The sequence below is a fragment of the Streptomyces sp. NPDC046303 genome, assembly GCF_055588085.1.
On record NZ_JBVJFA010000044.1, the window covers coordinates 1 to 21,154 of the forward strand.

Annotated in this window: 20 protein-coding genes; 9 read left to right on the top strand and 11 right to left on the bottom strand. The window is 73.5% G+C overall.

What is annotated here, in order from left to right; all coding sequences use genetic code 11:
• Positions 1-1,334 precede the first annotated feature (1,334 nt).
• Positions 1,335-2,471: an Rv3169 family protein gene (locus ACZ6I1_RS31155; RefSeq protein WP_469292246.1), complete on the top strand. Its 1,137-nt coding sequence runs from the start codon at positions 1,335-1,337 to the stop codon at positions 2,469-2,471.
• 18 nt (positions 2,472-2,489) lie between these two features.
• Positions 2,490-3,581: a phosphotransferase family protein gene (locus ACZ6I1_RS31160; protein ID WP_469292247.1), complete on the top strand. Its 1,092-nt coding sequence runs from the start codon at positions 2,490-2,492 to the stop codon at positions 3,579-3,581.
• 12 nt (positions 3,582-3,593) lie between these two features.
• On the opposite strand, the gene ACZ6I1_RS31165 is transcribed toward ACZ6I1_RS31160, so the two are convergent.
• A complete protein-coding gene (locus ACZ6I1_RS31165) occupies positions 3,594-4,052 on the bottom strand; it encodes a hypothetical protein (protein ID WP_469292248.1) in 459 nt (152 codons plus the stop codon).
• Between the two features lie 217 nt (positions 4,053-4,269).
• On the opposite strand from ACZ6I1_RS31165, the gene ACZ6I1_RS31170 reads away from it, so the two are divergent.
• From ACZ6I1_RS31170 to fxsA, 4 genes are all read left to right on the top strand, one after another.
• The gene (locus ACZ6I1_RS31170; RefSeq protein ID WP_030011705.1) at positions 4,270-4,710 is read left to right on the top strand and encodes an Lrp/AsnC family transcriptional regulator; all 441 of its coding nucleotides are present in this window, start codon (positions 4,270-4,272) and stop codon (positions 4,708-4,710) included.
• A 71-nt stretch (positions 4,711-4,781) separates the two neighbouring features.
• On the top strand, positions 4,782-6,410 hold the full coding sequence (locus ACZ6I1_RS31175) for an amidohydrolase (protein WP_469292249.1): 1,629 nt from the start codon (positions 4,782-4,784) through the stop codon (positions 6,408-6,410).
• A gap of 330 nt (positions 6,411-6,740) precedes the next feature.
• Positions 6,741-7,547, top strand: coding sequence for a polyprenol monophosphomannose synthase (locus tag ACZ6I1_RS31180; RefSeq protein WP_469292250.1), 807 nt, complete (start codon positions 6,741-6,743; stop codon positions 7,545-7,547).
• Positions 7,548-7,629: 82 nt separating this feature from the next.
• Positions 7,630-8,211: an FxsA family membrane protein gene (gene fxsA, locus ACZ6I1_RS31185; protein WP_469292251.1), complete on the top strand. Its 582-nt coding sequence runs from the start codon at positions 7,630-7,632 to the stop codon at positions 8,209-8,211.
• A gap of 97 nt (positions 8,212-8,308) precedes the next feature.
• Here the strand turns inward: fxsA and ACZ6I1_RS31190 are convergent, their stop codons facing one another.
• The 3 genes from ACZ6I1_RS31190 to ACZ6I1_RS31200 form a co-directional block, all read right to left on the bottom strand.
• Positions 8,309-8,683, bottom strand: coding sequence for an RNA polymerase-binding protein RbpA (locus ACZ6I1_RS31190; RefSeq protein ID WP_007262928.1), 375 nt, complete (start codon positions 8,681-8,683; stop codon positions 8,309-8,311).
• A gap of 313 nt (positions 8,684-8,996) precedes the next feature.
• Positions 8,997-10,379 carry an MFS transporter gene (locus ACZ6I1_RS31195; protein WP_469292252.1) on the bottom strand — a complete coding sequence of 461 codons (1,383 nt, stop codon included), beginning with the start codon at positions 10,377-10,379 and terminating at the stop codon, positions 8,997-8,999.
• Between the two features lie 66 nt (positions 10,380-10,445).
• The gene (locus tag ACZ6I1_RS31200; protein ID WP_469292253.1) at positions 10,446-11,216 is read right to left on the bottom strand and encodes a glycerophosphodiester phosphodiesterase; all 771 of its coding nucleotides are present in this window, start codon (positions 11,214-11,216) and stop codon (positions 10,446-10,448) included.
• Between the two features lie 216 nt (positions 11,217-11,432).
• On the opposite strand from ACZ6I1_RS31200, the gene ACZ6I1_RS31205 reads away from it, so the two are divergent.
• Positions 11,433-12,935 (top strand): SCO1417 family PLP biosynthesis transcription factor, encoded by a 1,503-nt coding sequence (locus ACZ6I1_RS31205; RefSeq protein ID WP_469292254.1) that lies wholly within the window; start codon positions 11,433-11,435, stop codon positions 12,933-12,935.
• A gap of 30 nt (positions 12,936-12,965) precedes the next feature.
• On the opposite strand, the gene ACZ6I1_RS31210 is transcribed toward ACZ6I1_RS31205, so the two are convergent.
• Both ACZ6I1_RS31210 and ACZ6I1_RS31215 read right to left on the bottom strand, forming a co-directional pair.
• The gene (locus tag ACZ6I1_RS31210; protein ID WP_469292255.1) at positions 12,966-14,597 is read right to left on the bottom strand and encodes a P-loop NTPase family protein; all 1,632 of its coding nucleotides are present in this window, start codon (positions 14,595-14,597) and stop codon (positions 12,966-12,968) included.
• Positions 14,598-14,666: 69 nt separating this feature from the next.
• A complete protein-coding gene (locus tag ACZ6I1_RS31215; protein ID WP_030031218.1) occupies positions 14,667-14,861 on the bottom strand; it encodes a hypothetical protein in 195 nt (64 codons plus the stop codon).
• Between the two features lie 343 nt (positions 14,862-15,204).
• Here ACZ6I1_RS31215 and ACZ6I1_RS31220 point away from each other — a divergent pair, with 343 nt between their 5' ends.
• Both ACZ6I1_RS31220 and ACZ6I1_RS31225 read left to right on the top strand, forming a co-directional pair.
• Positions 15,205-15,627, top strand: coding sequence for an ankyrin repeat domain-containing protein (locus ACZ6I1_RS31220; protein WP_469292256.1), 423 nt, complete (start codon positions 15,205-15,207; stop codon positions 15,625-15,627).
• 343 nt (positions 15,628-15,970) lie between these two features.
• Positions 15,971-17,368 carry a HEAT repeat domain-containing protein gene (locus tag ACZ6I1_RS31225; protein ID WP_469292257.1) on the top strand — a complete coding sequence of 466 codons (1,398 nt, stop codon included), beginning with the start codon at positions 15,971-15,973 and terminating at the stop codon, positions 17,366-17,368.
• 97 nt (positions 17,369-17,465) lie between these two features.
• Here ACZ6I1_RS31225 and ACZ6I1_RS31230 read toward each other — a convergent pair whose 3' ends face one another.
• The 5 genes from ACZ6I1_RS31230 to ACZ6I1_RS31250 form a co-directional block, all read right to left on the bottom strand.
• Entirely contained in the window at positions 17,466-18,149 is a 684-nt protein-coding gene (locus ACZ6I1_RS31230) for a hypothetical protein (RefSeq protein ID WP_469292258.1), read from the bottom strand.
• Positions 18,146-18,718: an RNA polymerase sigma factor gene (locus ACZ6I1_RS31235; RefSeq protein WP_469292259.1), complete on the bottom strand. Its 573-nt coding sequence runs from the start codon at positions 18,716-18,718 to the stop codon at positions 18,146-18,148. The genes ACZ6I1_RS31230 and ACZ6I1_RS31235 overlap by 4 nt, the downstream gene beginning before the upstream one ends.
• A 124-nt stretch (positions 18,719-18,842) precedes the next feature.
• Positions 18,843-19,733, bottom strand: coding sequence for a 5-oxoprolinase subunit C family protein (locus ACZ6I1_RS31240; protein ID WP_469292260.1), 891 nt, complete (start codon positions 19,731-19,733; stop codon positions 18,843-18,845).
• A complete protein-coding gene (locus ACZ6I1_RS31245; protein ID WP_469292261.1) occupies positions 19,730-20,347 on the bottom strand; it encodes a 5-oxoprolinase subunit B family protein in 618 nt (205 codons plus the stop codon). Before ACZ6I1_RS31245 ends, ACZ6I1_RS31240 begins: the two co-directional genes overlap by 4 nt.
• Positions 20,344-21,117, bottom strand: coding sequence for a LamB/YcsF family protein (locus ACZ6I1_RS31250; RefSeq protein ID WP_469292281.1), 774 nt, complete (start codon positions 21,115-21,117; stop codon positions 20,344-20,346). The genes ACZ6I1_RS31245 and ACZ6I1_RS31250 overlap by 4 nt, the downstream gene beginning before the upstream one ends.
• Positions 21,118-21,154: the final 37 nt, after the last annotated feature.

Genomic DNA, 21,154 nt, shown 5'->3' on the forward strand with positions numbered 1-21,154 from the left:
CGCTCCTTCGTCGCGTCGCTTCGCGATGTCGCTGCGCTCCACCCTTGACAGGCCGTCCCGCCCCGGAAAGCCAAGGACTGTCGGGAAGCCCCCAAGAGAACGGTCCACTGGTTCCACGAGGACCACCCGGGCCCATCAGCGATCCAGGGCCTGGCCACGGGTGGCCCATCCCCACCCGGGCCAGCCGGAAAGCCGGGGGGCGGGGCGCCGCCAGCGCTCCAGATCGCTACGCGCTCCTCCCGTCTCAGCGTCCGGCGGCCGTCTGGGGCTGATACGTGCACCAGAGGGTGACGAGAAGGCCGTGGGGAGCGGGTTGGCGCATCAGATCGCTACGCGCTCCTCACGTCTCAGCGTCCGGCGGCCGTCTGGGGTCCAACCCCCACCAGAGGGTGACGAGAAGCCCGCGGGGAGCGGGTAGGCGCGTCAGATCGCTACGCGCTTCTCACGTCTCGGCGTCCGGGGGCCGTCTGGGGCCCAACGCGCACCGAATGGGGCGCTTCGGCCCCTCTCCTCGCCCCTGCGGGTGGCCGTAGGCGCAGGAAGCGCCCTACCGGAGTCTGGCGCCGGTATTTCCGCCATCAGACTCCGCCAGCTGATCCGTTCACCTCCCCCTCCCGAATAAATTGGGACAAACCGCCCGCTGTCGCGCGAGAGGGCATCCGTGGCGACCGTGGGCGGCCTATGTCCAGCCCCAGACGGCCGCCGGACGCCGGGACGGGAGGAGCGCGTAGCGATCGGGCGCGCCCACCCGCTCCCCGGGGCTTGTCTTCACCCTCCGGTGCGGGGTGGACCCCAGACGGCCGCCGGACGCTGAGAGGGAGGAGCGCGTAGCGATCGGGCGCGTAGGCAGCGCCTCGCCTTCGCTTTCCGGTCGGGCCGGGCGGGGTGTGGCACCCGTGCCCAGGCCCTGGATCGCTGATGCCCCCTGCCCGTGATCGTGAACCAGTGGACCGTTCTTTTGGGGGCTTCCCGACAGTCCTTGGCTTTCCGGGGCGGGACGGCCTGTCAAGGGTGGCCGAAGGCCATCGCGCAGCGACGCGACGAAGGAGCGCCCTTGATAGGGCGGCCCGACCCGGAGAGACAGTGGGACTGACGGGAAACCCCCAAACCCTCCCTGATGAGCCTCGAGGGCATCAGGCCCCCCGAAGCCCCCGAGCACCCCCGAGCCCCCCCGAGCCCCCGCCCAACCGTGCCGCCCTGTCAGGTTGTGCCAGAAGTCTGGCCCAGGCTCGCCATTCTGACGTACCGTCATATCCGCTCTAGCCGCACCCACCCGCCGCGCCCCCGCCCCCCGCCCCCACCCCCGCCTTCGCCCGCTCTCCCGGAGGTCCGCCATGTCCGCCGATCGGCCCGTCGCTCTCGACGAGTACCCCATCCACCAGGCGCCCCTGTCGATGAAGCACGTCGTCAGCGGCGACCGGAACGCCTACGACCGCTGCATCTTCCACGTCTTCGACCACGCCGGCCGTGCCGTCCTCATCCTCGGCCTCGGGGTCTACCCCAACGCCGGAGTGATCGACGCCTACGCCACCCTCCGTGTCGGGGACGAACTCCTCGCCGTGCGGGCCTCCGACGCGCTCTCCGACGACCGGATGAACCTTTCGGTGGGGCCGTTCTCCCTCACCGTCGACGTGCCGCTCCGGCAGCTGACCCTGCGCTGCGCCGCCGATCCGGGCGGCGACCCGGACGGGCTCTCGTACGACCTCACCTGGACCGCCGAGTTCCCCGCCGTGTGGGAGCCGCACCACACCCAGCGGCGCGGTGACCGGCTCATCCTGGAAGGGCGCCGCTTCGTTCAGGCGGGCAACGTCACCGGCACCATCCGCGCCAGGGGCGAGGAGTTCACCGTCACCGCGGGGGAGTGGACCGGAACCCGCGACCGCAGCTGGGGCGTGCGCCCGATCCCCGGCGAGGAGGGCGGCCGGGCCGCCGAGGAGTACCGCCCCGAGGGCTTCCACTGGCTCTGGATACCCGTCCGCTTCGAGGACCGGTTCGTCATGGTCATCGCCCAGGAGGACGCCGACGGACACCGCACCCTCAGCGAGGCCGTCCAGGTCTTCCCCGAGGGCAGCGGCCGCCACGACGTACAACTCGGCTGGCCGCACACGGAGATCCGCTACCGGCCCGGAACCCGGCACCCCGAGAGCGCCGTCGTCCACCTCACCGACCCGGCCCGCAAACCCCTCGAGCTCGGCGTGCGGATCCTGAACTCCTCCCCGCTCGCCGTCGGCGCCGGCTACCCGCCCGCCGCCGACTGGCAGCACGGCACCTGGCAGGGGCGGGGCTGGACCGATCGCCGCGTCTACGACCTCTCCGACCCCGCCGCCCACCCCATGGCCGCCTTCGGCGTCACCGACCACTCGGCCCGCTTCACCCTCGACGGACAGGTCGGTCACGGCATCTTCGAGCACGGCAGCTTCGGCCGCCACGACCCCAGCGGCTTCGCCGACTACTCCTCCGTCGCCCAGTAGGCCGAAAGGGGCTCATCCATGGCCACCGCACCACGTCCGCGTACCTCCACCCGGGAGCCCGAGGAGCTCGGCCGGCGGCTCGCCGCCTGGCTGGACACCAAACTCCCCGGCGCGAAGGTCACCGACGTCTCCGTCCCCGGGTCCAACGGCATGTCCAGCGAGACCCTTCTCTTCGACATAGAGCACCCGGACACCCCGCTGCGCGCCTGCGCGCTGAGACTCGCCGCCGACCCGGCCGCCTACACCGTCTTCCCCACCTACGACATGCCGCGCCAGCACCGCGTGATGCGCCTGGTCGCCGAGCACACGGACCTGCCCGTCCCGCGCGTGCAGTGGCTGGAGGAGGATCCGGGGCCGCTCGGGGCACCGTTCTTCGTGATGGCCCGCGCCGAGGGCCGGGTCCCGCCCGACGTCATGCCCTACACCTACGAGGGCAACTGGCTGCACTCCGCCACCGACGCCGAACGCGCCGAGCTGCAGGAGGCGAGCATCTCCCTGCTGGCCCGCCTGCACGACCAATTCCCCAGCAAGAAGGCGGAGTTCCTGCTGCCGGAGGGCACCGGCAGCTCACTGCGCCGACACGTGGACGCCCAACGTGCCTACTACTCCTGGGTGGTGGGCGGACTCGCCCCGTCCCCGCTGATCGAGCGGGCGTTCACCCGTCTCGAGGAGCTGTGGCCGCAGGACGAGGGTCCGGCGGTCCTCAACTGGGGTGACGCGCGCATCGGCAACGTCATCTACGACGGCTTCACGCCGGTGGCCGTACTGGACTGGGAGATGGCGGCGTACGCCCCGCGCGAGGTGGACCTCGGCTGGACCGTCTACCTGCACCGGTTCTTCCAGGACCTCACCGTCGGCTTCGGCCAGCCCGGCCTGCCGGACTTCCTGCGCCGCGAGGACCTGGAACGCCGCTACGCGGAACTCACCGGGCACACCCCGCGCGACATGGAGTTCCACACGCTGTACGCGGCGCTGCGGCACGGGATCGTGATGCTGCGCATCGCCTACCGGCAGGCGCACTTCGGCGAGGTCGAGATCCCCTCGGATCCGGACAGCCTGATCCTGCACCATGCCAGTCTGGCCGCCATGGTGCAGGGAACGTACTGGTAGCAGAACGCCGGGTCAGGCCGCCTGCGCGTGCTGCCCGCGCGTCTGCGGCAGCAGCGGGCCCGGCACGCGCACCGGACGCGAGCCCGGACCGCCGACGTGCGAGAAGGGCTGCGTCCGCCAGTCGAGCCCCTGCGGCAGGCTCAGCAGGACCACGGGCTCCAGCTCCTGCGTCCCCACCGGCTGGATCATGCCGACGGTGGGCAGGGCGTCGCCCACGGGCCGCCCGGTGCCCGCGCACACCGTGAGCCCGAAGGGGTTCCACGGGGTCAGGCAGAGGGCGTGCTGCGGCAGGTGCTCCTCGTCGGCGACGAGGGCGATCGACTGGCCGCAGTCGGGGCAGATTGCGTGGTGGATCTCGAAACCCTCGGCGTCGTCGAGGAATTCGGCGTCCTCGGCGTACGGGTCCTCGCCCGGATCGAGCGGTTCCAGAGGCTCCGGTTCGGTGCGACCGGCGCGCTTGTTGTTCAGCATGGATGTACTCCCCCTTGGGTGGGCCGGGCGGGCAGGTTCTTCGGCCTCGGCCACACCAAGCACTTCCCGTCGCGCGGCACGAGTAACCACAACAGCCCCCAGGACGCCCGCATACGCTTGTGGCTTTGGTCACATGCCCGGCGCAGATGCCTCCAGTGGATGGACAGCACTGTGCCTGGAGTGGCGTTGGGCCTTAGGTTGAGCGGCTATGAGCGCAATGGAGGAGCTGGACCGCCAGATCGTGGATCTGCTCGTGCGGGACGGGCGGATGAGCTACACGGATCTGGGCAAGGCCACCGGACTGTCCACGTCGGCCGTCCACCAGCGGGTACGCCGGCTGGAACAGCGTGGTGTGATCCGCGGCTACGCGGCCGTGGTCGACCCCGAGGCCGTCGGCCTGCCGCTGACGGCGTTCATCTCGGTCAAGCCGTTCGACCCGAGCGCCCCGGACGACATCGCCGACCGGCTGGCCGGGGTTCCCGAGATCGAGGCCTGTCACAGCGTCGCGGGCGACGAGAACTACATCCTCAAGGTGCGCGTCGCGACGCCCCTGGAGCTGGAGGACCTCCTGGGCCGCCTGCGCGCCCTGGCCCACGTCTCGACGCGCACGACGGTGGTCCTGTCCACTCCGTACGAGGCGCGCCCGCCCCGGGTCTAGCAATCCCGGAGGGGGCCGCTGCGGGGACCCGGCGGTCGGGCGGGGCGGGGTGACGCGCGAGACTGGTCCGCATGACTGACCGCACCGCCCACTCCGCCGATGCCGCCGGAGCACCGACCAGGACCGTCCTCCTCCGCGGGGGCGAGGTACACAGCCCCGCGGACCCCTTCGCCACGGCGATGGTGGTCGAGCGCGGTCACATCGCCTGGGTCGGCTCCGAGGGCGCGGCCGACGCCTTCGCGCAGGGCGTGGACGAGGTCGTCGACCTGGGAGGGGCGCTCGTCACGCCCGCCTTCACCGACGCCCACGTCCACACCACCTCCGCAGGCCTCGCGCTCACCGGGCTGGACCTCTCCGCCGCGCCCTCCCTCTCCGCCGCGCTGGACCTCGTACGCGCGTACGCCGCGAGCCGTCCCGCCGACCGGGTGCTCCTCGGGCACGGCTGGGACGCCGCCCGCTGGCCCGAGCGGCGCGCGCCGCGCCGTGCCGAGCTCGACGAGGCCGCCGCCGGCCGCCCGCTCTACCTCAGCCGCATCGACGTGCACTCGGCGGTGGTCACCACCGCCCTGCTGGACCTCGTCCGCGGAGTGACCCCCGACGGGGACGAGCCGCTGACGCGCGATGCGCACCACGCCGTGCGCGCCGCCGCGCTGGCAGCCGTCACCCCCGCCCAGCGCGCCGAGGCGCAGCGGGCCGCCCTGGACCGGGCCGCTTCGCTGGGCATCGGGTCCGTGCACGAGTGCGGGGGGCCCGGCATCTCCTCCGCCGAGGACTTCACCGCCCTGCTGGCGCTGGCGGCGCAGCGGCCCGGCCCGCGCGTGTTCGGGTACTGGGCCGACCGGGACCTCGACCAGGCCAAGGCGTTGGGCGCGGTCGGCGCCGCCGGGGACCTGTTCGTCGACGGGGCCCTGGGCTCGCACACCGCGTGCCTGCACGCCCCGTACGCCGACGCCCCGCACACCGGCACCGGCTACCTGGACGCGCGCGCGGTCGCGGAGCACGTCGCGGCCTGCACCGAGGCGGGCCTGCAGGCCGGGTTCCACGCCATCGGCGACGCGGCGATCACCGCCGTCGTGGAGGGTGTCCGGGCCGCGGCGGAGAAGGTGGGTCTGGCCCGTGTCCGCGCCGCCCGGCACCGCGTCGAGCACGCCGAGATGATGACCCCCGCCACCATCGCCGCCTTCGCCGAGCTGGGTCTGACCGCGTCCGTGCAGCCCGCGTTCGACGCGGCCTGGGGCGGCGAGGACGGTATGTACGCCGACCGGCTGGGCGCCGAGCGCGCCCGCACCCTGAACCCGTACGCGGCCCTGCTCAAGGCCGGTGTTCCGCTGGCCTTCGGGTCGGACGCGCCCGTCACCCCGCTCGATCCGTGGGGCACCGTCCGGGCGGCCGCCTTCCACCGGACCCCCGAGCACCGCATTTCCGTCCGGGCCGCCTTCACGGCCCACACCCGGGGCGGCTGGCGGGCGCTGGGCCGCGACGACGCGGGGGTCCTGGTTCCCGGCGCCCCGGCCGACTACGCCGTGTGGCAGACCGACGAACTGGTGGTCCAGGCCCCCGACGACCGGGTGGCCCGCTGGTCCACCGACCCCCGCTCCGGCACCCCGGGACTGCCCGATCTGAGCCCCGGCGCGGAGCTGCCGGTGTGCCTGGCGACCGTGGTCGGCGGGCGGGAGGTATTCGTACGCCCACAGGGGTGATCCGGTGGGCCTGGGTTCGGTGCGGGCGCCCGGACCCGGATAGGTTCGGCCGGGTCCACCATCAGGACGTCCGTGCCGGACGGATCCGTCTGCTCAGCGCGCCCGCGCCTCGGGGGCGAGGGAAGGTTTCGCCGGTGGGGGCACCCCTAGCGGCAGTTGGGGGAGGGTGGCCCCAGTTCGGGGCCCGGCGGTCCAGTAGACAACGGTCACGGCGGCCCGCAGCCAGCGGGAGTCCGACCGGCCCGAAGGACCGCGGGCCCCGATCACTGTTCTAAAGTCATTGACTGCGACCAGACCTACAGGACGTGCACGAGCACAAAAGGGGACTCAGTGAGCGACGGCGGACAGCGGACCTACGGACCGCTCGGTACGGCCTTGGTGATCATTCCGACCTACAACGAGGCGGAGAACATCGGGCTGATCGTCGGCCGCGTCCGCGCGGCGGTGCCCGAGGCCCACATCCTGGTCGCGGACGACAACAGCCCGGACGGCACCGGCAAGCTCGCCGACGAGCTCGCGGCCGGCGACGACCACGTGCACGTCCTGCACCGCAAGGGCAAGGAGGGGCTCGGCGCCGCCTACCTGGCCGGCTTCGTCTGGGCCCTGGACGCCGGGTACGGAGTGATCGTCGAGATGGACGCCGACGGCTCCCACCAGCCGGAGGAGCTGCCGCGGCTGCTCACCGCGCTGGCCGGCGCCGACCTGGTGCTGGGCTCCCGCTGGGTGCCGGGCGGCCGCGTCGTCAACTGGCCCAAGAGCCGCGAGTTCCTCTCGCGCGGCGGTTCGACGTACTCCCGGCTGATGCTGGACGTCCCGATCCGCGACGTGACCGGCGGCTACCGGGCCTTCCGCCGCGCGACCCTGGAGGGCCTCGGGCTCGACCAGGTGGCTTCCGCGGGCTACTGCTTCCAGGTCGACCTGGCGCGCAGGGCCGTGCAGAAGGGTTTCCGCGTCGTGGAGGTGCCGATCACCTTCGTCGAGCGCGAGTTCGGCGACAGCAAGATGAGCAAGGACATCGTGGTGGAGGCCCTGTGGCGGGTCACCCAGTGGGGCCTCAAGGCCCAGGCGGCCAAGCTGCTCGGCAAGTCCGCCAAGGGCACGGCCAAGGACGAGGGCCAGGGCACCGGCAGGGCCTGACCGGCCGGACGGCGCCCCCTAAGGGACGCCCGGTACCTCCGGCTGAGGCTGCTCTTACGCAGGTCCAGGCACACTGGGGAGTATGACGACCGGCGTTCCCCCTTCGACGGCCCCCCGGCAGCGGCGCTCACCCGCCCGTACGTTCCTTCCCCTGGCGGTCGCCGCCTGGCTGATCCTGGAGATCTGGCTGCTCGGCCTGGTCGCGGGCGCGGCCGGCGGGCTCACCGTAGCCGCGTTGCTCGCGGGCGGGATGGTCCTGGGCGTGGTGGTCATCAAGCGTGCGGGGCGTCGTGCCTTCAAGAACCTGACCGACACCTTCCAGCAGGCCCAGCAGGGCGTGCCGCCCACCCCGCAGCAGCCGGGCCAGGGCAATGGCCTCACCATGCTGGCGGGCCTGCTCCTGATCATGCCGGGCCTGGTGTCCGACGTGGTCGGCCTGTTCTGCCTGCTTCCCCCCGTCCGCGTGTGGATCGGGCGCAGGACGGCCCGCTCCCTGGAGCGGAAGATGGCCTCGGCGCGCGCCGGGAGCTTCGGCGACGCCTTCCAGCAGGCCCGGATCCACTACCCGGACGGCAAGGTCGTCCAGGGCGAGGTCATCCGCGAGGACGGGCCCGGGCAGCACACGGGCCCGGACACGGGCTACCGCCCGCCGCTCGCCCCCTGAGAACCGAACAGCCGGACCGAACAGCCGGACCGAACAGCCGAGGGGCCCCGCCACACACGGTGTGGCGGGGCCCCTCGGCTGTTGTCTCGTCCGGCTGTCAGGCGGACTTGCGGCTGTCCCGCGGATGCACGGCAATGTTCATGGCGCCGGAACGAAGGACCGCAAGCCTTTCGGCCAGCACTTCCTCCAGCTCCTCGCGGGTGCGCCGCTCCATGAGCATGTCCCAGTGCGTTCGCGCAGGCTTGCCCTTCTTCTCTTCGGGCCCGTCCCCGTCCACCAGGAGTGCCATGGCGCCGCACGCCTTGCACTCCCACTCCGGCGGAATTTCTGCCTCAACCGAGAACGGCATCTCAAATCGATGTCCGTTCTGGCATGCGTACTCCACCGCCTGGCGCGGGGCCAGATCGATGCCGCGGTCCGTCTCGTAGCTGGTAACCACGAGGCGCGTACCGCGGAGAGCTCGCTCACTCATGAATCGTGCCTCCCGGGCTTGTCGCCCACAGGACAGGTGTCGCTGTCGTCGTCATCCGGTCAACGTCCGGTCGGCGGTATAGATTCCCGCTCCGGGTCACGCGTCGCCCGTCGTGCCGCCCCTTGTTGTACCCACCAATGCCCGTTTTGTCACATCTGGCAGCAGATGTCACCCAACGTCTACACTTCTTATGCGCGCAGTAACGGTCCGCCTGGCAGGCCAAAGGCGTACACTACCGGCCCTTTGCTTCAACGTCTAAATCCGTTCGGAATTCGTTCGTGGATCCGGGGCGGGCGCACGCGCGGACCCGCTCTCAGATCCGTTGCGGTACAGGATTGCCTGCCGCCTCCACCGCGCGCCGCACCGGCACTCTGGCCAGCAGCACGAAACCCAGTGCGAAGAAGGCCACCAGAGAGATGATCGCGTCCCGGTAGCTGCCCGTGACCTGGTAGGTGAGGCCGAAGACGAGCGGTCCCACCCAGCTCAGCCCCCGGTCGCTCATCTCGTACGCCGAGAAGTACTCCGCCTCCTTGCCCGCCGGCACCAGGTGCGAGAACAGCGAGCGCGACAGCGCCTGGCTGCCGCCCAGCACCAGCCCGATCATCGCGGCCAGTGCGAAGAACCACACCGGGGTGCGGGCCGGCAGGAAGTATCCGACTGCCAGCGTCACCGCCCACGCGGCCAGCGAGCCCAGGATCGTGCGCTTGGCGCCGTAGATCCGGGCCAGCCGCCCCATCCCCAGCGCGCCCCCCACCGCCAGGACCTGTACGAGCAGCACCGCCCCGATCAGCGTGGACTGCTCCAGCTGCAGCTCCTCCTTGCCGTAGAGGGAGGCCTGGGAGATCACCGTCTGTACGCCGTCGTTGTAGATCAGGTACGCCAGCAGGAACGACAGGGTCAGCGGATAGCGCCGCATGTCCTTCAGCGTGGCGACGAGCTGCTTCCAGCCGCTGACGGCCGGACCCGCCCCCGGGTCCCGGACCACGGCCCGGTCCCGCAGCCTGCGCAGCGGGATCAGCGCGAAGGCCCCCCACCACAGGCCCGCCGAGGCCAGACAGATCCGTACCGCCTCGCCCGAGGACAGGCCGAAGGAGTCGTGCCCCATGTAGAGGACCAGGTTCACCACGAGCATCACGGAGCCGGCGGTGTATCCGAAGGCCCAGCCGCGCGAGGAGACGGTGTCCCGCTCGTCCGGCGTGGAGATCTGGGGCAGGTAGGCGTTGTAGAGCACCATCGAGACGGACAGGGAGGCGTTCGCCACGATCAGCAGCAGTCCGCCGAGCAGGTAGCGGTCACCGCCCAGGAAGAACATGGCGGCCGTCGCGGCGGCGCCCGTGTACGCGGCCGCCGCCAGCATCGGCTTCTTGCGGCCGGTCCGGTCGGCGACCGCCCCCACCAGCGGCATGAGCAGGACGGCCAGGATCACCGAGATCGAGACCGAGTAGGCGAAGAAGGATCCGGCCCGCACCGGAATGCCCAGCGGGTGCACGAAGCCCTCGGCATCCGAGGCGGCCTTGGCGATCTCGGTCAGGTACGGCCCGAGGAACACCGTGACCACGCTCGCCGAGTACACCGAGACGGCGAAGTCGTAGAAGTACCAGCCCTGCTGCTCGCGCTTGCGCGCGGCCTTGGCCGCGACGCCCGATCTGCCGTCCTCGGCCCCGGATTCCGCTTCGTCTGACGTCTGCGCACTCATGAGTGCCCCCTCGCTGGTCCCCGTACCGCGCGGTCCACGGACCGCGCACGGGGACCCGCGGACGTGTCAGGCCCAGGCCCCGCGCCGGTCCAGCACCGCGCGCAAGATGTCGATCCGGTCGGTCATGATGCCATCGACTCCCAGGTCGAGGAGAGACTCCATGCGTTCCGGTTCGTTCACGGTCCACACGTGCACCTGCAGGCCCCGCTCGTGCGCGGTCCGCACGAAGCGCCGGTCGACCACGCGGATGCCCGCCTGGGTCTCCGGAACCTGGGCCGCCACCGCCCCCACGCGCAGCGCCGCGGGGATCGCGTACGAGCGCAGCCGCAGGCCGACCACCCCGCGCACGCCGTACGAGGTCGCCAGCCGGGGCCCGGCGATCTTCTGCGCCCGGGCCACCCGGTTCTCGGAGAAGGAGCCCACGCACACCCGGTCCCAGATCCTCGCCCGCGCGATCAGGTTCACCAGTGGGTGCAGCGCGGACTCGGCCTTGACGTCGATGTTCCAGCGGGCGTCCGGGAACTCCTCCAGCAGGTCCTCGAAGAGCGCCAGCGGCTCGCTGCCGCCCACCCGCGCCTCGCGGATCCGCTTCCACGGGAGCTCGGCGATCCGGCCCTGTCCGTCGGTGACCCGGTCCAGGGTGGAGTCGTGGAAGGCGACGAGTTTCCCGTCGGCCGTGGCGTGCACATCGGTTTCGAAGTACCGGTAGCCCGCGTCGGCGGCCCGCCGGAAGGCGGCGGCGGTGTTCTCCAGCCCGTCCGAGGCCCCGCCCCGGTGTGCGAAGGGGATCGGAGCCGGGTGGTCCAGATAGGGATGGCGAAGGCGTACGTGCGTCACGGCCGCAGTATCCCCCGAATCCCCCGGGGCGAGGGGTGCCGGTGGTCCGCGAGGTGAACGGGTGCCGAGCGCGCCCCCGCCGGACAGGCCCCCGCCGGGCAGGCCCGCTGGCGCAGGTGGACCGGCGCGTGACACTCTGTCCCCACGGACTTCAATCCAATCCCGGCCTCCGGCACGCCCAGTCGAGGCCAATCCGACGAAGGTGGACCGGACGCAATGGCCGAATGGACCTCAGCGGTCGGTGCCGCGCAACTCGCCCGCCTGATCACCTCCCAGCAGGGCCGCCCCGCCGTGCCCGGCTCCCGCAAGCTGCCCGCGTACCGCACGCTCGCCGACGGGATCAGGCTCCTCGTCCTCGAAGGCCGCGTTCCGGTCGCCGCCCGGCTCCCCGCCGAGCGCGAGCTGGCCGGCGCGCTCTCGCTCAGCCGCACCACCGTGGCCGCCGCGTACGAGGCCCTGCGGGGGGAGGGGTTCCTGGAGTCCCGCCGGGGCGCGGGCAGCTGGACTTCCGTACCGGCCGGGAACCCCCTGCCCGCCCGCGGCCTGGAACCGCTGCCGCCCGAGTCCCTCGGCTCCATGATCGACCTCGGCTGCGCCGCGCTGCCCGCCCCCGAGCCCTGGCTCACCAAGGCGGTCCAGGGCGCCCTGGAGGAGCTGCCGCCGTACGCGCACACGCACGGCGACTACCCGGCCGGCCTGCCCGCGCTGCGCCGGATGCTCGCCGACCGCTACACCGAGGCGGGCATCCCCACGATGCCCGAGCAGATCATGGTCACCACCGGTGCGATGGGCGCGATCGACGCCATCTGCAGCCTGTTCGCCGGGCGCGGCGAGCGGATCGCCGTCGAGTCACCCTCCTACGCGAACATCCTGCAGCTCATGCGCGCGGCGGGGGTGCGGCTCGTACCCGTCGCGATGGCCGACGGGCTGACCGGCTGGGACATGGACGTGTGGCGGCAGGTGCTGCGCGACTCCGCCCCCCGCCTCGCCTACGTCGTGGCCGACTTCCACAACCCGACCGGAGCCCTGGCTTCGGAGGAGCAGCGACGGGCCATGGTCGAGGCCGCCCGGTCCGCGGGCACCGTCCTGGTCGTCGACGAGACCATGCTGGAGCTCCGCCTCGACCCGGACATGGAGATGCCCCGCCCGGTCTGCTCCTTCGACCCGGCCGGCAGCACGGTCATCACCGTGGGCTCCGCCAGCAAGGCCTTCTGGGCGGGCATGCGGATCGGCTGGGTCCGCGCGGCCCCCGACGTGATCCGGAGCCTGGTCGCCGCCCGCGCCTACGCCGACCTGGGCACGCCGGTGCTGGAACAGCTCGCGGTGAACTGGCTCATGCGGACCGGCGGGTGGCAGGAGGCCGTCGGCATCCGCCGGGAGCAGGCCCGGGAGAACCGGGACGCGCTGGTCGCGGCGGTGCGCCGGGAGCTGCCGGACTGGGAGTTCGAGGTTCCGCGGGGCGGGCTGACGCTGTGGGCACGCGCGGGCGGTCTGTCGGGCTCCCGGCTGGCCGAGGTCGGGGAGCGGGTCGGCGTACGGGTCCCCTCGGGGCCCCGGTTCGGCGTGGACGGAGCCTTCGAGGGCTATGTCCGCCTGCCGTTCACCGTGGGCGGCCCGGTGGCGGAGGAGGCCGCCGCCCGGCTGGCGGCGGCCGCGGCCCTGGTCGGCACGGGCGCGGGCGGCAGCGGCGCGGAGCCGCCGCGGACGTTCGTGGCGTAACCCCCCGGCCCCGCCCCGCACGCGGCCCGCCTACGGCGTCTCGGCCGGCATCGCCGGAATCCCGGACGCGTCGACGGCCGAGCCCTGCGCCGGCGGCTGCATCGGCTTGGCCGGCGAGCCGGGCTCGGGACCCCGCCCGCCGCCCCCGCCGGGCGTGAGCCGCTCCGGCAGGAGCTCCAGTACGGCCTGGCGGAACGCCGGATGCGCGGCGTCGTCGTACGGGTCCGGGGTGGCGGGCACCTGGAGCCGGTGCACCGGGCCCGAGCCGAGCCGGGCGTATCCGCGGCCCGGCGGGACCTGGGACGGCGGGGTGGTGTGCGGCGGCAGCCCCAGGACGTCGGCCACCTGCTGGATCGCGGCGGGCCCGAGCACGACGCGGGCGCGGGTGTGCTGCCAGACGGCGTCGTGCAGCAGTTCCAGGTGGTCGAACTGCTCGGTCACCGCCACGGTGACGTGCGCGGCCCGCCCGTGCCGCAGCGGCACCTGGAGCTGGGCGAGCGGATCGGGCCCGCCCTCGGCGGCCGCGAGGTGCGCCAGGACGCTGGGCCGGTCCAGCAGGATCCACAGGGGGCGGCGGGCGTCCTCGGGTGCGGGGCGGCCCGCCTCGCGGGCCCGGTGGGTGGCGATGAGGCGCCGCTCGGTCTCCTTCGCGGCCCACTCCAGCGTCGCCAGTGCCCCGACCGGCCCGCATTCCACGGCGATGACGCCGCTGCGGCCGGTCAGGCAGGAGTACTCGCCGCTGCCGCCGCCTTCGACGATCAGTACGTCGCCCCCGTGCCGCAGGGCCTGCAGGGCGATCGAGCGCAGCAGTGTGGAGGTGCCGCTGCCGGGCTGGCCGACGGCCAGCAGGTGGGGCTCGGTGGCGCGGGGGCCGGTGCGCCAGATGACCGGGGGCACGTCCCGGGGCTCGTCGCCCGCCAGGACGGGCAGGGTGCGCTGGACGCTGCCGGCGTCGGTGAAACCGAGGACGGTCTCACCGGGGGAGGTGACGAACGGCTGGGCGGCGATGCCCGTCGGCAGCGCCGCCAGCACGCTCAGGTCGAGCTGGTTGCCCTCCTCGTCCCATTCGAAGAGATACTCCCGTCCGCGCCCGGACTTGGCGTGCAGCAGTGCCTCGATCCGGGCCCGTGAGGCGGCCTCGCCATCGGTGAAGTAGGCCGGGTAGCGGATGTGGAGCCGGGTGATGCGGCCCGCCTCGTCGAACTCGTAGCCGCTGAAGGCCTTGTCCCAGTCGCCGCCGTGGGCGAAGAGGGGGCTCGGGTCCTCCGGGGTGGAGAAGTACGGCACGAGTGCTTCGTAGAGGGAGCCGAGCCGTTCGGTCTCGGCATCGCTGGGCCCGGTCTTCACCGGGGTGCGGTCGCGTCCCTGCCAGGCCGCCGCCGCCATGAGGGTGATCAGGGCGAGGAGCGGACCGTAGGGGACGAGTGCGACCACGAGGACGCAGGCGGCCCCCAGGAACAGCGCGGGACCACGCTTGTCCTTGGGGGTTTCGGACCATTTGCGCCGCCCGGCCGAGGCCAGGATGCGCAGGCCGCGTCCGATGGTGAGGAGCGGATGGAGGACGTCCGTGGCGCTGTCGGCGGCCGTGCGAGCGAGGTCGCGGCCCCGTGCCAGCGACGCGGTGCCGCTGCTGAGGATGCGGGGAAGTGGGCGCCGGGCCACGGGCGTCTCCTGGAGTTGTGGGTGTTCGGGTACTTCGGGTGCGGCTGGTGTCGCCGTGTCCCGGCGGGCCTAGAGCTTGATCCCGCCGAGCAGGCTCGCGAGGCTCGCCGTGCTCGCGGTGATGCTCGGAGCGATGGCGGAGCCGGCGAGGAAGAAGCCGAACAGCGAGCAGACGAACGCGTGGGTCAGCTTCATCCCGTCCTTCTTGAAGAACAGGAAGCAGATGATGCCGAGCAGGACCACGCCTGAGATGGAAAGGACCATGAGAGGTTCTCCTGGTGGGTGGGGACAGTCACCATCAGTTCTTCCAGGCTCACAGCAAGTATCAATGCGACAAAAGGTGCATACGGGTGAATGCGCGCGTTTTTCACTGGACCGGGTCACTCCGGCTGGCGCGTCCGGTGTGAAGGGGGGCAAGGGTGATCATTGCCTCGGTCCCGGCCCCGGCATGTCCAGGTCCGGGCGCTACTCTGACGATTCACCCGTGCGGACGCAGTGCCGTACACCCCCCTGCCCGGCCGGCCCGGTCCCGGTCCCGGTCCCGGTCCCCGTCCGGGTCCGCCGGGGCGAACCCCATGCCGGCAGCGAGTGAAAGGCGGTACGAACGATGAGCGAGCACACCGAAGGCGGCCCCGGTTCCCAGGACGTCCCCGACGAGGACGTCATCGAACTGGCCACCAAGATCTTCGACCTCGCCCGGCAGGGCGAGACCGCGACGCTCGCCGCGTACCTCGACGCCGGAGTGCCGGCGAACCTCACCAACGACCGCGGCGACACCCTCGTCATGCTGGCCGCCTACCACGGCCACGCCGACACCGTCACGGCCCTGCTGGCCCGCGGCGCCGAGGCCGACCGCGCCAACGACCGCGGCCAGACCCCCCTCGCCGGAGCGGTCTTCAAGGGCGAGGGGGCCGTCATCCGCGCCCTGCTCGACGGCGGGGCCGATCCGACCGCCGGAACCCCCTCCGCCGTGGACACGGCGCGCATGTTCGCCAAGGCCGACCTGCTGGAACTCTTCGGAGCCAAGTAGTCCGCTTTTTGCCCGGCGGCGGCCGGGTCCGGCCGGTGTCCGACCTCACAGGTTGGTCACGGCGGCCGTAAATGTGGTCGCGGCGCACAAACCGGCTGGGTCATCATGGCGTCGGATTCGATTCGCGAACATGACGGACGGGCAGGAGCGGGCTGGACACGAAGGGTGTCCACCACCCACCCCCTGCCGCACCGGCCGCCATGGCCGCGAAGCACCGACGAGAGTGAGAAGGCAATGGTCTACATCGAGCGGAACCTGACGGCGGACGTCCTCACATGCTGTTACGCGGCCCTGTGAATCCCGATTCCCGGTTGCGTCCCCAGCTTGATTTGAGGCCATTCCCATGTTCGAACCAGTCATAGCGCCGAGCGGCACGCTGCTCGGGATGCTCCAGCGGGGCCGCGGTGACGGCACGCTGCACGCCCTCGCGGCGCCCAGGGCGGAGGCCCTGGCGGCCCTCGACCAGTGCGTGATCCGCGACCCGCGCCAGGACTGGCAGGTCGAGAACCGCTCCCTGTACTACGCCCGGCTGTACCTGGATCTCGACGGCCCCCTCGGCGCCATCGAGGCCCACCTGTTCGCCGCCGAGGACCTCCTCGACGAAGCGGACGAGCGGACGGGCCTCGCCCTGTCCGTACTGGGCCACCTCGCCTCCTACGGCCGTGACGACGCGCTCATGCTGCTGCGCCGGTACGCCGCCTCGGGAGCCAACTGGGCCTGGGCCCTCGACGAGCTCGCCCTGCGCGACGACGACGAGGGACTGCGGTCCCTGGCCGAGCCGGTCATCGCCCGCTTCCCCGCCACGGCGGAAGGCGAGGCGCGGCTGGCCGCCGCCATCCGCGACGCGTACGAACCCAGGCCCTGGTGCCTGTGGGAGGAGTCACCGCGCCACGGGGAGCGCCTGCGCGCCGCCCGCCGGCAGGGCTCCTTCGACCGCTGGCAGCGCCAGCTGACCCCCAGCGGCCCCCGGCCCGGCTGGGGCGTGCAAGCCGTCTTCGACTGGGCCGCCGACGGGCTGCGCCGCGGCACCCCGTTGCACGTGCCCGCCGCCCGCTGTCTGGCCGCCGTGGCCCAGACCGAGGACCGCCCCGCCATCCTCGCGGCGGCGGCCGGAGCGTGCGGCGAGGCCGCCCGCGCCACCGCCCTGCACCACCTGGTCCTCGCCGAACCGGAGAACCCGGCCGTCCTGGACCTCATCGAAGCCGCCGCCGACGAGCCCGCCGTGGCCGCGTACGAGCGCATGTGCGGCCCCGGCGCCGTCGAACGCGCCCGCCGCTGGGTCCACCGGCCCGACGCCCTCGGCGCGGCCGCAGCGGCCGTCCTGGCCGCCCGGGGCGGAGCCGAGGACGCCGGCCTGGTCCTCGAAGCCCTGCGCTCCACCGTCCGCGGCGAAGGCCCCGACACCCGCGCACTGTACGCCCTGGTGGACGGCGCGGGCCGCCTCGCGATCGCCTGCGCGGCCCCCGTACTGCGTCACATCTACCGCGAGACGGCCTCGTCCCACCTGCGCGGCCGCGCCGCGCGGGCCCTGGCCGCCACCGACCCCTCCTTCGCGGCCGGATTCGCCGTCGAATGCCTGTGGGACTGCGAGGAGACCACCCGCGAGGTGGCCGCCCTCCACGCCGAGACCGCCGACGCCCGGGTCGCACCCCGGCTGCGCCGCCTGGCCGCCGACCCGGCGGAGGAGGAGGACGTCCAGTCGGCCGTCCGCAGCCGCATCACCCCGGAGTCGGCCGTGTAGCTCCGCCGACCCCCTGCCCGACACACACGCGGCCCGGCCCCCTGGAAGAGGGCCGGGCCGCGTGCTGTGGCGGCGTGCGTGCGGCCGCGGAGCGCGATCAGGGCGACATGGTGGGCGGTACGCCGGTGGGCGGGGTCACGCCGGGGGGCGGGGTGCGGGGCCCCAACCGCTGAGCCTCCAGGGCGGCCTCCGTGTGGTCGACCGAGCAGTAGGGGGCGTGCTCGTTCCGCAGGATTCCGAAGGCGAGTCCCTGCCGCCCCTCCCACCACGGCGGGTAGTACGTCCACGTGAGCGCGAGTGTGTGTCCCGGGGGGACCGCCTTCGGGTTGACCTTGAGGGTGCGTCCGTCACCGCCGGGCGACAGGCCGGCCGCGGGATCGGCCTGCGGGACGCGGCTCCAGCCCCGGTACGACACGCACTCGCGTTCCGGCACCGGCTGGACCGCGACGGCCTCGACCCCCAGTTCCTTCAGCCGGTCGACCAGGGCTGGGACCTGCTCCTGCCGGGGCAGAGCGAACCGCAGCGACCCGTCCGGCTCCTTCGTGATCCTGGGCGCGTCCGTGGCAGAAGGGCTCGGCGTGCCGGCGGGCAGCGAGCCGGTGTGGGTGCTGCCCGTCAGGGTCATGACGGCGACCACGGCGGCCGTGGCGACGCCCACCGCGAGCGGAATGCCGTACCGCCGTGCGAAGGACCGCGCGGGGGCTGCCGGCGCGGCCTCCGGGAGGCGGGCCAGGAGCGCGGCCTTCAGCCGGTCCTCGAACCCGTGGGGCCTGCTGCTCATCGGGCTACCTCCAACTGTGACTCGCCCAAGGAGCCCGACGGGCGCAGGGCGCGGCGGGCCCGGTGCAGGCGGACGCGGATCGTTGCCTGGGTGACGCCGAGGGCCTGGGCGGCCTCGGCCGGGGTGAGCTGGTCGATGACCACGAGGTCGAGGGCGGCGCGCAGGGGCTCGGAGAGCGCGGCGTGGCGCTCGGCCAGGTCGTGGAAGGCGCGCTGGGCGTCGATCCGTTCCTCCAGCGCCGCCACGTCCTCGTCGTCGAGCAGGCGGCGGCCGCTCAGCCGCGCCAGCGCGCCGCTCTCGCGGGCCAGACCGCGGGCGTGGCCCGACAGGACGTTGCGGGCTATCCCGAACAGCCAGGCGACCGGGGCTCCCCTGTGGCCCCGGTACGTGCCGGCCGATCCCATCGCGGCGAGGAAGATGTCCGCCGTCAGGTCCGCCGCCAGGTGCGGGTCGGCGACCCGGCGGGTGACGAAGCCGAGCACGGCGTCGATGTGGTCCTCGTAGAACGCCCCGAACCCCTCGGGTGTGGTGAGATCCGGTGGCCCGGTCTCGTGTCGTGGGCTGTGCACCCGGTTCCTCCCCTGCGCAGGGGACCCGGTCGGCCCCCTCACCCAGTACTTGGCCGAAGCCCCCGCAAGCGTTTCATCGGGGCAACGGGGCAACGGGGCAACGGGGCATCATCGGGTCATCGGGTCAACGGGACCGGAGGAACCGGACCGGGGTCCCCGGCCGGGCCTGCGCCGCCGCGTCCAGGGCCGGGCCCGGCGGGACCACGCCCACCACCGGGTAGCCGCCCGTCACCGGATGATCGGCGAGGAACACCACCGGCAGGCCGTCCGGCGGGACCTGGACCGCGCCCAGCACCATGCCCTCGCTGGGCAGTTCGCCCTCCCGGGCGCGGACCAGCGGTGCCCCGCCCTCCGTGCGCAGGCCGATCCGGTTCGACCTCGGCGACACCCGGAACACCGAACGCCACAGCCCGGCCAGCGAGCCCTCGGTGAACCAGTCCGCCCGCGGCCCCGGCCGGAGCGGGAGCAGCAGCTGCGAAGGCGCCCCGGGCAGCGGGCAGTCGTCCGCCCCCGGGAGCTGGTCCGCCGGGCCGGAGCCCACCGGCAGCAGCGTCCCGGCCGACAGGACCGGCGGCCCCAGCCCCGACAGGAGGTCCGTCGAGCGGCTGCCCAGGACCGGCGGGACGGCCAGGCCTCCCCGCACCGCGACGTAGCTGCGCAGCCCCGACTCCGCCCGGCCCACTTCCAGCTCCGCACCGGCCGGCAGCCTGACGGCGGCTCCCCACGCCACCGGCCGGCCGGCCGCCCGTACCGGACAGGGCGCACCCGTGACCGCCACGGTGACCGGAGCCAGCGCCCGCAGCCCGACCCCGTCGAGGGTCGTCTCCAGCGCCGCGGCGTCCGGGGCGTTGCCGAGCAGCCGGTTGGCCAGTGCGAAGGCCGCCGTGTCCAGCGCCCCCGAGCGCGGGACGCCCAGATGCGCGTGGCCGGCGCGGCCCCGGTCCTGGACCGTGGTCAGGGCTCCCGGACGTACCACCAGCAGCCCGCTCACCGGCCCGCTCACCGCCCCGCTCATCGGCCCGCCTCCGTGAACCGCACCCGGACGCCGGGGGCGAACAGAGCCGCCGGTTCCCGTTCCGGGTCCCAGAGCACCGCGTCCGTGGACCCGATCAGCTGCCAGCCGCCGGGGGAGGAGCGCGGGTACACCCCCGCGTACTCCCCGGCGAGGGCCAGCGAGCCGGCCGGGACGGCGGTCCGGGGCGTGGCCCGCCGGGGCAGGTGGAAGCGCTCCGGGAGGCCGGTCAGATAGCCGAAGCCGGGCGCGAACCCGCAGAACGCCACCCGGAAGACGGTGTCGCCGACGATCTCCGCGACGGCCCCGGGGGCCACGCCCCACAGCCCGGCCACCTCCGCAAGGTCCGGCCCGTCGTACCGCACCGGGACGGTGATCAGGGGCCCGTCCGACTCCGCCAGCGGAGGCACCTCCCAGCCGGTGATCCGGGCGCCCAGCCCGGCCGGGTCCCGTACGCCGTCGAGGAGCACGGTCCGCGCCGCCGGCACCAGGTCCCGTACGGGACCCAGCTCGCCCGCGTCCCGGCGGCGCAGCAGTTCGGCGTGGAGCGCGGCCACCTCGGCGGCCGACTCCACCTCGATCAGCAGCGCCTCCCCGCCGACCACGAGCGGCCTCACGCGAAGGCCTCCACCCGGACCCCGGCCGCGCCCAGCGCCGCCCGGACCCGGCGCGCGAGGTCCGCGGCCCCCGGAGTGTCCCCGTGCAGGCACAGCGAGCGGGCGGCGACGAGGACCGCGGAGCCGTCGGCCGCAGCGACCGTCCCCTCGGCAGCCATCCGTACGGCCCGCGCCACCACGGCGTCCGGATCGTGCACCACCGCCCCCGGCTCGGTGCGCGGCACCAGCGTCCCGGCGGGCGTGTAGGCGCGGTCGGCGAAGGCCTCCGGTACGGGGACCAGCCCGGACTCTGCGGCGGCCTCCAGCAGCAGGGAGCCCGGGAGGCCGAGTACGGGCAGGGCGCCCCCGGCCGTCAGGACCCCCGCGACCACCGCGGCGGCCTGCTCGGCGTCGTGCACCGTGCGGTTGTAGAGCGCGCCGTGCGGTTTCACGTACGACACCCGGGAGCCGGCCGCGCGCGCGAACACCTCCAGCGCCCCGATCTGGTAGGCCACCTCGTCCGCCAGCTCGCCGGCCGGCACGTCCATGGAGCGCCGTCCGAAGCCCGCCAGGTCGCGGTAGGAGACCTGCGCGCCGATCCGTACGCCCCGCTCCGCCGCCAGCTCGCAGACCCGGCGCATGATGGACGGGTCCCCGGCGTGGAAACCGCAGGCGACGTTGGCGCTCGTGACGACGGAGAGCAGGGCCTCGTCGTCCGTGAGCGTCCAGCGTCCGAAGCCCTCGCCGAGATCGGCGTTGAGGTCGATCGCCGCCTCGGAGGATGTGATCATGGAAGCCATGCGGTGAGCGTAGAACAGGCCCGCCGTC

Excerpts from the sequence above, each read along its gene's own strand:
- ACZ6I1_RS31165 (WP_469292248.1), bottom strand. The coding sequence starts at position 4,052 with ATGCTGAACAACAAGCGCGCCGGTCGCACCGAACCGGAGCCTCTGGAA.
- ACZ6I1_RS31230 (WP_469292258.1), bottom strand. The coding sequence starts at position 18,149 with ATGAGCAGCAGGCCCCACGGGTTCGAGGACCGGCTGAAGGCCGCGCTC.
- ACZ6I1_RS31205 (WP_469292254.1), top strand. The coding sequence starts at position 11,433 with ATGGCCGAATGGACCTCAGCGGTCGGTGCCGCGCAACTCGCCCGCCTG.
- ACZ6I1_RS31175 (WP_469292249.1), top strand. The coding sequence starts at position 4,782 with ATGACTGACCGCACCGCCCACTCCGCCGATGCCGCCGGAGCACCGACC.
- ACZ6I1_RS31215 (WP_030031218.1), bottom strand. The coding sequence starts at position 14,861 with ATGGTCCTTTCCATCTCAGGCGTGGTCCTGCTCGGCATCATCTGCTTC.
- ACZ6I1_RS31160 (WP_469292247.1), top strand. The coding sequence starts at position 2,490 with ATGGCCACCGCACCACGTCCGCGTACCTCCACCCGGGAGCCCGAGGAG.
- ACZ6I1_RS31155 (WP_469292246.1), top strand. The coding sequence starts at position 1,335 with ATGTCCGCCGATCGGCCCGTCGCTCTCGACGAGTACCCCATCCACCAG.
- ACZ6I1_RS31225 (WP_469292257.1), top strand. The coding sequence starts at position 15,971 with ATGTTCGAACCAGTCATAGCGCCGAGCGGCACGCTGCTCGGGATGCTC.
- ACZ6I1_RS31240 (WP_469292260.1), bottom strand. The coding sequence starts at position 19,733 with ATGAGCGGGGCGGTGAGCGGGCCGGTGAGCGGGCTGCTGGTGGTACGT.
- ACZ6I1_RS31250 (WP_469292281.1), bottom strand. The coding sequence starts at position 21,117 with ATGATCACATCCTCCGAGGCGGCGATCGACCTCAACGCCGATCTCGGC.
- ACZ6I1_RS31195 (WP_469292252.1), bottom strand. The coding sequence starts at position 10,379 with ATGAGTGCGCAGACGTCAGACGAAGCGGAATCCGGGGCCGAGGACGGC.
- fxsA (WP_469292251.1), top strand. The coding sequence starts at position 7,630 with ATGACGACCGGCGTTCCCCCTTCGACGGCCCCCCGGCAGCGGCGCTCA.
- ACZ6I1_RS31220 (WP_469292256.1), top strand. The coding sequence starts at position 15,205 with ATGAGCGAGCACACCGAAGGCGGCCCCGGTTCCCAGGACGTCCCCGAC.
- ACZ6I1_RS31190 (WP_007262928.1), bottom strand. The coding sequence starts at position 8,683 with ATGAGTGAGCGAGCTCTCCGCGGTACGCGCCTCGTGGTTACCAGCTAC.
- ACZ6I1_RS31170 (WP_030011705.1), top strand. The coding sequence starts at position 4,270 with ATGGAGGAGCTGGACCGCCAGATCGTGGATCTGCTCGTGCGGGACGGG.